The organism is Serratia sp. CY31944, from assembly GCF_052169175.1.
GTDB lineage: Bacteria > Pseudomonadota > Gammaproteobacteria > Enterobacterales > Enterobacteriaceae > Serratia > Serratia sarumanii.
Window position 1 is genome coordinate 77,906 of the sequence record NZ_JBJNLG010000011.1, and the last position, 12,901, is coordinate 90,806.

The following is a 12,901-nucleotide window of genomic DNA, read 5'->3' on the forward strand; positions in this document are numbered from 1 at the left end:
CTGCGAATAACGCAGACATTATCGAACCGGGAAGCAGCTTCTGCATTTACACCGCCTTGACGTTCCCTTCCTTTACCATCACCGTAATTAAATCCATTCATAATTGAGTTCCTTTCCGTCATCGTGTTGTACGCGTGGTACCCACCTGTAAAGGCGCTGAGAGGCATTCAGTGCTACCCCCCAATATTGTTAATCAGGCGCGCTCAATGCCTTTTTCCAAGACTACCAGTCGTCTTTCAAAAGCCTCTCGTTCTGCTTCGCGCAGTGAGCGTTCTTCCTTAAGCGCTTCAACCAGCAACGCGACTACGCCGTTGATATTGATGCTGCGGGCGTCTTTCAGCACGCTGCCGTCATTGAGTTTCAGCTCGGTCTGGGTCACGGATTGGGGGAGAATTTCTTCCACTTCTTGTGCAATCACGCCGGCTTCCGGCACGCCCTGTTTGAGGTAGGTGTAGCCGCCGATGTTGGCCAGCTTGTCCAGGGCACCGTCGATTGGGGTTATTTCCGTTTTCATACGGACGTCAGAGCTGATGTTCCACCCGCCGCCGGTGACGGCATAGCCGTCTTCTTTGAAAACGAACCAGCTATTTTTATTACCGTCACTCACGTTAATGACCAGCTCGTTGTACTTCACATGGTCGTGATGATAAATTTTTACGTGTTTGTTACCTGGATTAGGTAAATAAAGCCCGTTGGTGAGGGATTCCTGCGATTTATCGACATTCTCAGGCGGGCTTGCAGTGAACCAGCCGTGAGCGTTGCGTTTGGTCAGTTGCCCAACAGACAGCTCGGCATTGGGTTTGACCCGGAGTTCATTCCAGTTTCCCTGCCAGTCGCGGTAAGAGAGCAGGCCATAATCCTCTTTGCCGGCGACCACGCGTGACCCCATCAGCATGGTCGTGGTGATATTACCGCTGGTAAATTTGGTATGTATAGTTGCCGCATTATAGACCTGCCCGTTGATAAGCGGAGCCGGGCCGGTGGTCGCAGTGGAGATGTCGGCATTATGCGAAACCATCGCCCCGCCGGATATATCTACGCCGTTGCGCAGAGCAACCCGACCGGAAGCTAGATTGAACGAGAAGGGGCGCAGCGTGTTCCACTGCCCGTCCTGTGCCTGTCCGGTTGGTGTGGTCAGGGCATAAAAATCCTTGCCGTCGTTACGCAACATTACGCCGGTGTTGCCGTTGGCCAGTCGAAAGCCGTTGGCAGATTTTGAGACGATTTCACCGTCGCTGACGACCCGTTTGCGCAGTGTAGTCAGCGACTTTAGTTCGGTGATGTCGTCGTTGACGCCACTCTGTACCTGGGCATTTTTCTTTTGTTCAGCCATGATAATTCCTCAGTTTATTAATAAGTTCCTGCCATGGAAATGGCACATGGTAACGCTTTACAGACAGCTAACGACGCTGCGCATTTAAGGCGAAGATGGTTAAAAATTACGAAAGCTGTATGCATTAACAGTAGGTTATGAGCATCAGGAATAGATATCAAATGATAATGACTATCATTTGCCGTGTGATGGATGAGACAAGAAAGAAGAACGGATGATTTCTGGCGATGACGTGATAACTTATTAATTTATAGATTAATAGTCATTTAAATTGACTGCTTAAGTGCGTTTATTGTTCCGTTGCTCCTCACACCCATTTACTGCTTTGGTGATGTGGGAACCGCGCAAAAAATCGCCAGGGTGATGCCTGAGAAGAGATAAACAGTCCGGCGTTCGCGCCGGACTGCGGGTTTCTTGGCTAGACGAGAATATCGGCGGAAGCGTCGACATGCCCAACGATTTTAACCAGGAAATCAGGCTGGTTATGGCCGGAGAGATTGATCGCCAGATCGGTCACATTCTGCTGCGAGTCATAATTCAGCGCCGCTTCATATAGCGAGCCGCTTAAATTATTGACGAAGTGCAACTCGCCCCCCTCGGCCTTAACCGTCTGGTTGAGCCACGACAGATCGATTTTATCCACCGCCGTTTGGAAATCACGGATCCAGTCCGGCGCGGCGGCCTGGCTGTCGTCGGCTGCGCTGAAGACGAAGGTGTCGGCGCCTGCATTGCCCCAGAGCTGATCGGCGCCGTCGGCACCGTAAATGATATCGTTGCCTGCGCCGCCTTTGAGCGTATTGTTCAGTGCGTTGCCCACTAAGATATCGGCGCCGCTGCCGCCGATGATATTTTCAATCTGCGCGCCATAGGCGATGGCGATATTCGCCTTCAATCCGCCCACATCTGAGAATGAGCCTTCGTTAATGTTGATGCGCTGATCTTGGCTGTAGCCTGAAAAATCCAGCGTGTCGTTGCCGCCGGCATCCCAGATAGCCGCCACGATTTTGTCCGTGGACGCCTTAACGCTCAAAAAGTCTCGATCCGTATTCGAGTTGAAACCATAAGTGGTATCACCGGTGCGCGTGGTGGTGTTCGCGCCGTACAGCTTCTGAATGGCGGTAATATCATCCAGCTGCGGCCCCGAGGGCCATACGCCTTTATAGTCGGCGCCGGTGTTTTGTTCACTAAAATAGCTCATCAAAGAGTATTGATGGTCGTCCTCATAATATTTCGCCGAGTTGGTGTAGGTGGGGTAGGTCGCGTTGGAGGCATCATAGTTTCCGGGGTGGGAGAGCCCGAGCGCATGCCCTATTTCATGGGTCAGCGTATCCCTGGCATAGTTATTGGTCTGCGGATTCGAAGCGTCGTAGCCTTTGTTGCCGCTGATCCAGATGGTGCTTTTCAGGTTGTTTTGCGTACTTTCATAGGAGGTGTAATTGCCTCCGCTGGCCGCCTTATAAAAACCAAACTTTATATCAGCACTTTTGGCATCGGTGCCTTTGACCTCGGTGAAGGTGATATTGGCCACGTCTGACCAGGACTGCAATGAAAGCTTGGTTTGGGCCTGTTGGGCGGCGGTAAGCTGTGCGGATCCTGGCTTATCGCTGTCGGTATATACGGGGAAAGAGTAGGTTATTGTTGCCGCATGGTCAGTCACGCCTTTGCCATTGGCGGAATAATGGCTCCTCAGCAACAGATCTGAAACGTCTTCCGTGGCGTATGAAGGCTTGCTGCTTCCCTCGCGATCGCCTCTTTCATAATCGGTTAAATAATCTGAGATTTTATCGGTAGCTAATGACATATCAAACTCCTTTGGACGTTGACAATATTGCACTTAACGCTCTATATGCTCGTACACAGGTTTGAAAATAGGGGGGGTTATTGGGTTATCATTGGCTTGCCTCCTTGTCTGGCTTGAATATCGCACTCAAGCGGGATATGTCCTTATCATTAATCACGGTGAGGAATTAATGGCGCGCAATGGTTGGCTGAAAGCAGTATAGGCATAATTATTTTATTAATGAGTTATTCTTATATGAATCTTTTACATAAGATATGTGTAAAAGGCGCACTTAAATAACCAGGTGGAATTAAATCTTTATTTAATATTACTCTGTAACTGGCTCGTGGAGTTTACCTAACTGATTTATCTTTTTGCTTTTCATTAATTTTCATCTGTAAATGGCGGCGAGTAGCCACCATTGCCGCAATGCATATAGGCGGCTACACGCCGGCGAACGTCATTAATTGAGTAAGGGATTATTAAGGGCGCCCGCGTACACCGATTAACTTGCCTGATAATTAAAAACTGTAGGTGCCCTGCGCCAGGATGAAGTTCATGTTTTTCAGCCCGGCATGCTGCTGCAGGCTGTGGCCGACGTCGAAGTAGACATAGGCCACCTTGAACTGAAGATCGCTGCGCGGTGTCCAGATGGTTTCGACCTGATACTGATTGCCGATAAAGCGCGAGCCCTGCGCGCTGCCCTTCACCGGGCGCATCGGCCCGAGGTAGAAGGCATCCTCGCGGCGTTGCCGCCACAACGCGTCCCAGCTGAAGTCGATGGCCAGGGTTTGCCACGGCGTAATCGTGACCGAAGGATGAATGGCGATCAGGTTAGCCGGCGCCACCAGCCCGTTTTCGGTCAGGTAGGGCAGCTTGGGGTACATGGCGTTAAAGGTATTGAGCTGCCCATCGTGACCGTTTTTATCGCCGCTGGCGATGCCAATCTTGCCGCCAAAGCGCGGCTGCCAGCGCCAGTCGTTCACCGTATACCCGGCGTGCGCCGACGCCGACCAGGCGCGGATGTCGCGCTGTTCCGCGCTGCCGAACTGCCAGGCGGCTTCATTATCCCAGTCGAACCCCTGCGCCGCGCCGAAAATGCGCGCGCCGACGGTATAGCGCCGTTCTTGCCCGCTGAGCTGCGCGTAGTGGGCGTCGTTATCCTCAAAGCCAAAGGTGTAGAGATCGAGCGAGGACGCCAGCGCTGCCAGCGGCGTGGTGCCGTACAGTCCCCACACCTTTTGGCTGTTGTCGGTATCGTCGTCGAAACTGCCGGTTTTGAGGGTGACGGGGTGGCCGATAAATGCGTCGAGGCGGTTTTTATCCTTGGCCCAGCTGGCGCGGATGGCGTCGAAAGAGCGGCGCACGTTGGGGCCGTCGCGGGTGCCCATCAGGTGCAGCGAACCCAGCGCAATCTCCTGGCGGCCGACCCGCAGGGTGCCGAGGCCGTAGGCGGTGGGCAGTTTCAAGTCCACATAGCCCTGGCCGAGATAGGCATGATCTTCGTCGGTCGGCTTGCGCCCGCGATCGCGCGCCGTGGCCAGTGACGATCCCAACTGGACATAGGCGCCAAAGTAGTCGCCATAGTCGAGGCGCGCGCCAATCAGCAGGCGCTGCATGAAGGTGTCGTCGCGTCCGCCGCTCAGATCGCGTTGATCCGTCCATTCATAGCGCTCGCGCAGTGAACCGTCGAAAGACAGGGTGGCCGCATCGCCCAACGGGATGTTTTTCCAGGGGGAAGCGGCGGGTTCCGCCGCCAGGGCGGGGAGCGTGGAGAACAGCAACAGTGCGGAAAACGTGCGTTTCATCATGGATATCCGAAGAAAAAAGCGCGCCGCAGCGCGCCTTGGGTTTATTTAGCCGTCTGGTGAATTTCGGCGATGTAGCCGCCGGGGAAACGCACCAGCGCCGAGGCGCGGCGCTCCGCCGCCGTCGAACGCCACAGCACCTGCGCGCCGCTGGCCGTCGCTTTGGCCAGCGTGGCCGGCAGATCGTCGACGCCATAGCCGGTGCGCTCATGGCCGAACGGATAAGGCAGATGCCCGTCGGTGACGAAAATGCGCGTTTTGCCGAAGCGCGAGTCCAGTTCGATCTCGCGGATCTTGCCGCTGTCGCTGCGGCCGATCGCCGTATCGCTGACCTGTTCGTCGCTCACCACCGTGGCGTGCGAGAACGCCTGGTAGCTTTTCAGGAAATCGTCGACGCGGTAGGCGGAGAGATACAGGCGGTTTTCCGGCACGCTCAGCAGCGGCTTGTAGTTGGGCGCCTTGGTGTGCCAATAGAGCTGCATGTTGACGCCGCCGGGCCACTGGATCACCGCGTCGCGGCCAATCGGATCGTCGAAAGGCGCAACCTGCACATCGGCGCCGGCGGCCTTGGCCTGGCGGATGGCGGCGTCCATATCCCTGACCAGAAAACCGTTGCGCTCGGCGCCGAATGGGTGCGGGATCGGCGTTTTGAAATCGAACACCGAGAAGCTGCCGGCCGGCGTCAGTATCAGCTGGGAGTAGGTTTCGCTCGGCGTGGGCGTGACGTTGACCAGCACGCGTTCGGTGCTGGTGCCGCCGAAGGTTTTCAGGATGCTGTCGACAAAGGCATCCATTTTGCCGCGTTCGACGTAGACATGGGTGGTGTCATATTGCGGCCCCACGGCAAGAGACGCCGTATCGGCCGCCCATGATACGGCAGGGAGCAGCAGCGCAAGGGCTGATATCCTCAGCCGATGAGAAGAAATACCGATAATATGTTGCATGATGACCTCCAGGTAGCGGTTATTTTCCTGAGTGAAGCGTGATTTCCTATGAGCTTTCCCGTCGGCTGAAAAATAAAAACTAAAAACGCAATGCGCGTCGTGAAACATTAAATAAGGGCGAAATTCTGGCGCCCGAGCGAATATCGCGCAGGTGCAGAACCTCTCTTTTTATTGGCATAAAAACGGTGGGGTGCCTTTGCCGGCTAAGCCCGCTGTCGCTAAGGAACGGCGAGGCTCATAAGGCCCGCCTCGCCGCGCGCTGAGACGAATTGAGGATAATCCATAACGGTGTTCTCCTGGATGGGATATATCGCATTAGCCAGCTGAGTTTACGGTCTTCATTGCCGTCTAAATATAAATACAGCATTAAAATAATTGCCGCCCATCAAATTTTTATATGACTTGTTGAGTAAATACGAATAAGCGGGTAAAGAGAATATCGCGGCGCCAGCCATGGCTCGCCGAAGCAGGCCGTTGAGGGGGCTTACGCTAGGTTTGGGCGATCCTCGTAAGGGTTATTGATGTTCTTAGCGGGAAGGAACAGCGCGAAGAACAGCATTACATAGGGTGTGAAGCAGAACCATGTCAGGCACCAACCACCGGAGTAACCCGCATCATGCAAACGGCGCACATTGGCTGCTAGCATGGGGAGTAAAAACGCCGCAAGCGCGAAAATGGAAATTTCATTCACCTTGCTGGCGATAACGGCGAGATAAAACAGAAACCAAACGTGCTGGCACAAAAGCAGCATTGAGTAAGGCCCACGGCTTTCGCGGCCTGAGTAGGTGAAGGTCTTTTTGTAACAGTTGAAGAGCGGGTGAGCGCTATCCGATGTCTGTATCATGCCATCTTCTTGGCTGTGGTTAACCCACGTTAGCACGAGATTGCGATAAAGATATGCATCAATGATTAAAAAGCCCGCCAGGTTTACCGTGGCGGGCTTTGTGCTGTCGCTTAGTTACGCCAGATCGAAACGATCGAGGTTCATCACTTTGTTCCAGGCGGCGACGAAGTCGTGGGCGAACTTCTCCTGCGCGTCGGCGCTGCCGTAGACTTCGGCCAGCGCGCGCAGCTGCGCGTGTGAACCGAACACCAGATCGACGCGGGTGCCGGTCCATTTGACCGCGCCGCTGCGGCGATCGCGCCCTTCGAACAGGCCGTCCTCACCCACCGGGTGCCAGGTGGTGCCCATGTCTAGCAGGTTGACGAAGAAGTCGTTGGTCAGCGCCTGCGGCCGCTGGGTGAACACGCCGTGCGGCGTGCCGTCGACGTTGGCGCCGAGTACCCGCAGCCCGCCGACCAGCACCGTCATTTCCGGCGCGGTCAGGGTCAGCAGCTGCGCCTTGTCGACCAGCAGCGTCTCGGCTGGCACGCGGTATTTGCCCTTCAGGAAGTTGCGGAAACCGTCGGCGAGCGGCTCCATCGCTTCGAAAGAGTCCACGTCGGTCTGTTCCTGCGAAGCGTCCATGCGGCCCGGCGCGAACGGCACCGTCAGGGCCAAACCGGCGTTCTTCGCCGCCTGTTCCACGCCCGCCGCGCCGGCCAGTACGATCAGATCCGCCAGCGAGACGCGCTTGCCGCCGGTCTGCGCATCATTGAAGGCGCGTTGGATGCTCTCCAGCTTGGCCAGCGTCGCGGCGAGCTGCGCAGGTTGGTTGACCGCCCAGTCTTTTTGCGGCGCCAGGCGAATGCGCGCGCCGTTGGCGCCGCCGCGTTTGTCGGAACCGCGGAAGCTCGAAGCGGAAGCCCAGGCGGTGGAGACCAGCGCCGATACCGACAGGCCGGAAGCCAGCACGGCGTTTTTCAGCGCGGCGATGTCCTGCTCGTCGATCAGCGGATGATCGACCGCCGGGATCGGATCCTGCCAAATCAGCTCTTCCTGCGGCACTTCCGGGCCGAGGTAGCGAGGGCGCGGCCCCATATCGCGGTGGGTCAGCTTGAACCAGGCGCGGGCGAAGGCGTCGGCCAACTCTTCCGGATGCTCATAGAAGCGGCGCGAAATCTTCTCGTAGGCCGGATCGAAGCGCAGCGACAGGTCGGTGGTCAGCATGGTCGGGCGGCGTTTCTTGTTCGGATCGAAGGCGTCGGGAATGGTTTCACCTATGTCTTTTGCCACCCACTGGTGCGCGCCGGCCGGGCTTTGGCTCAGTTCCCATTCGTATTCGAACAGGTGGCGGAAGAAATCGTGGTTCCACTGGGTTGGGGTGGTGGTCCAGGTGACTTCCAGGCCGCTGGTGATGGCGTCTTTGCCGACGCCGGTGCCGAAGGTGCTGTGCCAGCCGAGGCCCTGCGACTCCAGCCCGGCCGCTTCCGGATCGGCGCCGACGTTAGACGCCGGACCGGCGCCGTGGGTCTTGCCGAAGGTGTGGCCGCCGGCGATCAGCGCCACGGTTTCTTCGTCGTTCATCGCCATGCGGGCAAAGGTTTCACGGATGTCGCGCGCGGCGGCCACCGGATCGGGGTTGCCGTCCGGGCCTTCCGGGTTGACGTAGATCAGGCCCATCTGCACCGCCGCCAGCGGGTTCTCCAGGTCGCGGTCGCCCGAGTAGCGGCTGTTCGGCCCGCCGCTCAGCTCCAGCCAGATCTTCTCCGAGCCCCAGTAGACGTCGTCCGGCTCCCAGGTGTCGGCACGGCCGCCGGCGTATCCGAAGGTTTTGAAGCCCATCGATTCCAGCGCCACGTTGCCGGTCAGGATAATCAGGTCGGCCCAGGAGATGTTGCGGCCGTATTTCTGTTTGATCGGCCACAGCAGGCGGCGCGCCTTGTCGAGGCTGACGTTGTCCGGCCAGCTGTTGAGCGGGGCGAAGCGCTGCTGACCTTCGCCCGCGCCGCCGCGGCCGTCTCCGATGCGGTAGGTGCCGGCGCTGTGCCAGGCCATGCGGATGAACAGGCCGCCGTAGTGGCCGAAGTCCGCCGGCCACCATTCCTGCGAGTCGGTCATCAGGGCGTGCAGATCCTGTTTGACCGCCGCCAGATCGAGACTGTTGAAGGCGTCGGCGTAGTTGAAGTCTTTATCCATCGGATCGGACAGGGGGGAGTGCTGATGCAGCGGTTTCAGGCTGAGCTGATTGGGCCACCAATCCTGATTGGTGGGGCCGTTCTGCGGTGCGGGCTGCTTGCCGCCCGAAAACGGGCATTTGCTTTCAGTTGTCATAATGCGCTCTCTGCTTCCGTAAGGGTGCTCCAGCCGCCGGGCGTGGAGCGGTTAACAAGGCATGCGGGTAAGGCTTGCGTCGGGTGTTACGCTAAATAACTGAACTCAATGGAATCACATCGCCCCGGCCGCTAACGGGCAAAGGGCGACTCATGGCTAAGCTTAGTCAGCGGCGGCGGAGAGATAAAATAGGAATGAGTGAATACTGTGATAGCTTGCGGCGATTCATGGCTGTGTTATTGATAGTCAGCGCGGCGCTCTATCGGCGCCGCAGCATCACCTTGAGCACCGCGTCCGCCAGCCTGCCGAACGGCGCGCGCAGCAGATCGGTGAAGCGCCAGCGGCTTTGGATAAAGACGCCCTTGGCGTGGCTCAGCGCCCGGAATCCTTCGATGCCGTGACAGGCCCCCATGCCGCTGGGGCCGATGCCGCCGAACGGCAGATCGTCCTGGGCAAAGTGCAGCAGGGTGGCGTTGACGCTGACGTTGCCGGAGGTGGTGCGCGCCAGCAGCCTATCCTGCAGCGTGCCGCCTGGGCCAAAGTAGTACAGCGCCAGCGGGCGCGGCCCGGCGTTGATAACGTCGATCGTTTCGTCGAAGGCGGTGTAGGTGCGCACCGGCAGCAGCGGCCCGAAGATCTCCTCTTGCATGATCCGGCTGTCGTCGGGGGCGCCGACGATCAGCGTGGGGGCGAGGGTTTTTGGCCGTTCCGCCGCCGAGTCCGGGCGGTGGCCCACCGGAACGATCCGCGCGCCCCGCGCCTGGGCGTCGGCGAGCAGATCCTGTAAACGGTGGTAGTGCCTGGCGTTGATGATGGCGCCGTAGTCATGGCTCGTCGGCCCGTCGGGGTAAAACGCTTTGACCGCCGCGTCGTAGAGCGCAATGAAGTTTTCCACATCGTCCTGATGGATCAGCAGGAAATCGGGCGCGATGCAGGTTTGGCCCGCGTTCGACAGCTTGCCGAACGCCAGGCTGTTAACGGTTTTGGCGTTAACCGCGCCGGGCGCCACCACGGCGGGGCTTTTGCCGCCCAGCTCGAGCGTCAAGGGCACCAGATTTTTACCGGCCGCCTGCATGACCTGACGGCCGATCGCCGTGCTGCCGGTGAACACCAGGTGATCGAACGTCAGCTCGCTGAACCCAGCCCCGACGTCCGGCCCGCCGGTCACCACGGCGACCTCATCGGCGGGAAACAGCGCCGCCAGCATCGTTTCGATAAGCTGGCTGGTGTGCGGCGTGAGCTCCGAAGGTTTCAGCATCACGCGGTTGCCGGCGGCCAGGGCGGTGGCCAGCGGGATGAAGGTCAACGAAAACGGGTAGTTCCACGGCGCCATGACGCCAATCACGCCCTTGGGTTGATACTGCACGTAGGCGCGCCCGGCCTGATACGGCAGGGCGACATGGCGGCGTTCCGGCTGCATGAAGCGCTTCAGATTGCGCAGCAGATAATCGATCGCCTGCACGGTGACCAGGATCTCCAGGATGTCGGTTTCGTATGGCGAGCGGTGGCCGAAGTCTGCGCTGACGGCCGCCGTCAGTGCGCCGCGCTGAGCCAAAATGGCGCTCCGCAGGTGGCGCAGGGCGGCCTTGCGCTGAGCGATCGTCGGTGCGCCGTCGCGCAGGAAGGCATGGCGCTGGGCGGCAAGCCGTTGCTCCATCGTCATGAGGATGTCATCTCCCTGCACTTGAATTCTCCTGATGCCGAGTGAAAGCGGGAATGCGGTTTGCCGAATCGTGTTTGACCTTAAAGTGAACTTTAAACCTATACTCGTTAAACGATCAACGCAAGATCGTCGGCCAACCGGGATGAGGGAGCCAGAGATCCCGGCGCCGCGCGCAGTATAAACCTTCTTTTTTAACCAAAGTGTAAATGGGAGAAACGACATGGGTTACGTAACGACCAGCGATGGCGTCGAGATTTTCTACAAGGATTGGGGCCCCAAAAACGGCAAGGTTATCTATTTTCACCACGGCTGGCCGCTGTCCAGCGATGACTGGGATGCCCAGATGCTGTTCTTCGTGAACAAAGGGTTCCGCGTGGTTGCGCACGATCGCCGCGGCCACGGCCGCTCCAGCCAGGTGTCGGAAGGGCACGACATGGACCACTACGCCGATGACGTCGCCGCGGTGGTAAAACACCTGGGCGTGCAGGGCGCGATGCACGTGGGCCACTCGACGGGCGGCGGCGAGGTGGTGCGCTATATCGTGCGCCACGGCGAGGACAAGGTGTCCAAAGCGGTGCTGATCAGTGCGGTGCCGCCGCTGATGGTGAAAACCGACGCCAATCCGCAGGGCACCCCCAAAGCGGTGTTCGATGATTTCCAGGCGCAGCTGGCCGCCAACCGGGCGCAGTTCTATTACGACGTGCCCGCCGGCCCGTTCTACGGCTATAACCGCCCGGGCGCCAAACCGTCGGAGGCGATTATCTGGAACTGGTGGCGCCAGGGCATGATGGGTGGCGCCAAGGCGCACTACGACGGCATCGTCGCCTTCTCGCAGACCGATTTCACCGAAGATCTCAAGAAGATCGCCATTCCGGTGCTGGTGATCCACGGCGACGACGATCAGGTGGTGCCTTATCAGGATTCCGGCGTGCTGTCGGCCAAGCTGGTGCAGAACGGCACGCTCAATACCTATAAGGGCGCGCCGCACGGCATCCCGACCACCCATGCCGATCAGGTCAACGCCGATCTGCTGGCGTTCGTGAACAGCTAAAGACTCAACGCGTCGCGAGCCTCGCCCTTCACCGGACGGGGCTTTTTATTGGCTGCGGGAGAGCGGATCACCAATGATAGCTGATGCCCATATCGAGCTTGTCCGAGGCATCGACGCCGGGCATGTGCTGCGAAAGGTTATTGAATTCATAGTTAATAAACACCTGCATATTGCTGTTGAGCAACCAGGTGACCCCCAGCTCCTCATAGTTCAATAAGTCCATGTTCCGGCCTGCCCGGGTCTGTATCAAACGGGTATAGCCGATGTTGGGTTGGATGTGGTCCGTCAGCCGGTATTTGGCGAGCGCTTCATAACTTGACGCCGAACCGCGGTTAGCGGTTTGTTGCGGGCTGATGGCGTTGTCGCTTTGGGTGAACACGGCCGCAAGATAGATTTTTTTCGACGCATAGAGAACCCCTTCGGCCAGCGTATCGATGCGCCGGCGATAGCCGGCGGCGCGTTGTTGCCGCTGCGTGGTTTGAGACGCCGAGGCGGCGGCGATTAGGCTGAGCGTCGGCGTCAGCGCATAACGGAAGGAGAGGCCGAATCCGTTGCCGTTTTGTTTGCCCGGCGTTTGCCGGTCGTCGCCGTCTTTGAACTGATATTGCAACGCGAGTGCGGCGCGCCGCTGAAACAGGCTGAAGGGGCGGCGGTAAGTGAGCAGGTTACGCGCCCGGCCGCGCATAAAATTGTCGATGTAGTTGTAGGCCATCTCTCTAAACAGCGGAGAGCGATCGGTCAGGGCGGTCACATCATAGAGCACGCCCCAATTGCGGCCGATATCGAGGCTGCCGAAGGTTGCGTTTTGCACCCCAATATAGGCGAGTCGGGTGCTGTTGCGAGTCGCGTCGGCGAAGCTGACGGTATATTCCCAGTGGGCGTAGGCCCGCCAGCGCGGCGCGATCTTTTTTTTGCCTATCAGGCCGAAATAGAGGTAGCTGCGGTCGCCGTCGTCGCGCGCGTTTTGGCCGCTGTAGCGTCTGGCGATAATCGTGCCGTAGAAATTCAGGCTGTTTTGCTGCGACCCCGTCAACGACACGGCGAAGGCGCCGCGTGGTAATAGGGCCAGCAGGGGGAAAAGCATGCTCGCCGAAAAATAACGCGGATTGCATTTTATCATGATGACACCGTCCCTGTGCGCGGCAAGCCCGTGAGCTTGCCGCCTCGG

Annotated in this window: 9 protein-coding genes; 1 reads left to right on the forward strand and 8 read right to left on the reverse strand. The window is 58.4% G+C overall.

Features of this window, described 5'->3' with window-relative positions:
• Positions 1 to 193 precede the first annotated feature (193 nt).
• The 7 genes from ACJ8IN_RS13135 to ACJ8IN_RS13165 all read right to left on the reverse strand — a co-directional run bounded on the left by ACJ8IN_RS13135 (position 194) and on the right by ACJ8IN_RS13165 (position 10,703).
• Entirely contained in the window at positions 194 to 1,333 is a 1,140-nt protein-coding gene (locus ACJ8IN_RS13135; protein WP_060422531.1) for a tail fiber domain-containing protein, read from the reverse strand.
• Positions 1,334 to 1,751: 418 nt separating this feature from the next.
• Positions 1,752 to 3,134, reverse strand: a complete 1,383-nt coding sequence (locus ACJ8IN_RS13140) for a serralysin family metalloprotease (RefSeq protein WP_308325886.1) — start codon at positions 3,132 to 3,134, stop codon at positions 1,752 to 1,754.
• A gap of 500 nt (positions 3,135 to 3,634) precedes the next feature.
• On the reverse strand, positions 3,635 to 4,924 hold the full coding sequence (locus tag ACJ8IN_RS13145) for an alginate export family protein (protein WP_442519502.1): 1,290 nt from the start codon (positions 4,922 to 4,924) through the stop codon (positions 3,635 to 3,637).
• A gap of 41 nt (positions 4,925 to 4,965) precedes the next feature.
• Positions 4,966 to 5,763, reverse strand: coding sequence for a VOC family protein (locus ACJ8IN_RS13150; protein ID WP_102025769.1), 798 nt, complete (start codon positions 5,761 to 5,763; stop codon positions 4,966 to 4,968).
• A 586-nt stretch (positions 5,764 to 6,349) separates the two neighbouring features.
• The gene (locus ACJ8IN_RS13155) at positions 6,350 to 6,709 is read right to left on the reverse strand and encodes a DUF805 domain-containing protein (RefSeq protein WP_047571379.1); all 360 of its coding nucleotides are present in this window, start codon (positions 6,707 to 6,709) and stop codon (positions 6,350 to 6,352) included.
• 114 nt (positions 6,710 to 6,823) lie between these two features.
• Positions 6,824 to 9,019 carry a catalase/peroxidase HPI gene (gene katG, locus ACJ8IN_RS13160; protein ID WP_060427466.1) on the reverse strand — a complete coding sequence of 732 codons (2,196 nt, stop codon included), beginning with the start codon at positions 9,017 to 9,019 and terminating at the stop codon, positions 6,824 to 6,826.
• 259 nt (positions 9,020 to 9,278) lie between these two features.
• A complete protein-coding gene (locus ACJ8IN_RS13165; protein WP_308325884.1) occupies positions 9,279 to 10,703 on the reverse strand; it encodes a coniferyl aldehyde dehydrogenase in 1,425 nt (474 codons plus the stop codon).
• Between the two features lie 199 nt (positions 10,704 to 10,902).
• Here ACJ8IN_RS13165 and ACJ8IN_RS13170 point away from each other — a divergent pair, with 199 nt between their 5' ends.
• Positions 10,903 to 11,733 (forward strand): alpha/beta fold hydrolase, encoded by an 831-nt coding sequence (locus tag ACJ8IN_RS13170; RefSeq protein WP_033635196.1) that lies wholly within the window; start codon positions 10,903 to 10,905, stop codon positions 11,731 to 11,733.
• Between the two features lie 67 nt (positions 11,734 to 11,800).
• Here ACJ8IN_RS13170 and ACJ8IN_RS13175 read toward each other — a convergent pair whose 3' ends face one another.
• Positions 11,801 to 12,817, reverse strand: a complete 1,017-nt coding sequence (locus tag ACJ8IN_RS13175) for a porin (protein ID WP_223182358.1) — start codon at positions 12,815 to 12,817, stop codon at positions 11,801 to 11,803.
• Between the last annotated feature and the right edge of the window lie 84 nt (positions 12,818 to 12,901).